The following is a 1,300-nucleotide window of genomic DNA, read 5'->3' as shown; positions in this document are numbered from 1 at the left end:
CTTGGGTTCTAGTGGTCGTTGCAATGCCTGAGTTGCCGGGGTGTTGCGGTGTTCGAGATCCGGGAGGATCGCTCGCGCAGGGGCGGGCGGCTGGTTCGGGAGCGGGCTGCTTATCTTGATCTTGTGGCCAGTGGTGTGAGCAGCCGGGAAGCCTGCCGGATCGTCGGTGTGAACTACCGGACCGGGAAGGTGTGGCGTAACGGCCGCAGGCAGACGACCGGGAAGAGGGCCGCGCCGCCGATCACCGAGCCGGTGCCGGCGGTGGTGCGGGGCAGGTTCTTGAACGAGGACGAGCGGATCGTGATCGCCGATCGCCGCCGGGCGGGCGTGTCGATGCGGCAGATCGCCGTCGAGCTGGGCCGGGATTGCTCGACGATCAGCCGGGAGCTGCGGCGCAACGCCCATGAACGCACCGGTGACTACCGGCCGCACGCGGCCCAGCGCCGGGCCGAGGCCCGCCGGCCACGGCCGAAGACCGGCAAGCTCGCGACGAACCCGGTGCTGCGCCAAGCGATTCAGGATGGCCTGGACCTGCGGTGGAGCCCAGAGCAGATCGTGGCACGCTTACGCCGGGACTTCCCTGACCGGCCGGAGTTGCACGTGGTCCACGAGACGATCTACCAGGCCCTCTACGTCCAAGGCCGCGGTGAGCTGCGCCGCGAGCTCGCCTCGGCGTTGCGCACCGGCCGGGCGCTGCGCCGCCCGCGCCGCCACACCCACCAGCGCACACCGCGGATGGCCACCCCGATGGTCATGATCAGCGAACGCCCCGCCGAGGCCGACGACCGCGCGATCCCAGGGCATTGGGAAGGTGATCTGATCATCGGCAAGGACAAGAAGTCCGCCATCGGCACGCTGGTCGAACGCACCACCCGCTACGTCATGCTCGTGCACCTGCCGGGCGGCCGCACCGCCGAACAGGTCCGCGACGCCCTCGTCGACACCGTCCACACACTGCCCGCCCACCTCTGGCGGTCACTGACCTGGGATCAGGGCGCCGAAATGTCCGGCCACGCGACCTTCACCGCCGCCACCGACATCCCGGTCTACTTCTGCGACCCACGCTCACCCTGGCAACGCGGCAGCAACGAAAACACCAACGGCCTGCTCCGCCAATACTTCCCCAAAGGCACCGACCTGTCCGTCCACGACCGCGACCACCTCGACGCCGTCGCGATCCAGCTCAACGGCCGCCCACGCGAAACGCTCGGCTGGGACACCCCAGCCGAACGCATGGCTAAACTCCTGACCCACGCCAGTTGATCACCCGCGTTGCAACGACCCCTGGAATCCACCAGAT

At 68.9% G+C, this 1,300-nt stretch carries 1 protein-coding gene; it reads left to right on the top strand.

Annotated features, from left to right (window positions below):
• Positions 1-240: 240 nt before the first annotated feature.
• Positions 241-1,263, top strand: a complete 1,023-nt coding sequence (locus ACFWGZ_RS41015) for an IS30 family transposase (RefSeq protein ID WP_382456976.1) — start codon at positions 241-243, stop codon at positions 1,261-1,263.
• Positions 1,264-1,300: the final 37 nt, after the last annotated feature.

The sequence above is a fragment of the Lentzea sp. NPDC060358 genome, assembly GCF_042725365.1.
In the GTDB taxonomy this organism is placed as follows: domain Bacteria; phylum Actinomycetota; class Actinomycetes; order Mycobacteriales; family Pseudonocardiaceae; genus Lentzea.
This window is presented reverse-complemented; position numbering and strand designations above follow the sequence as displayed.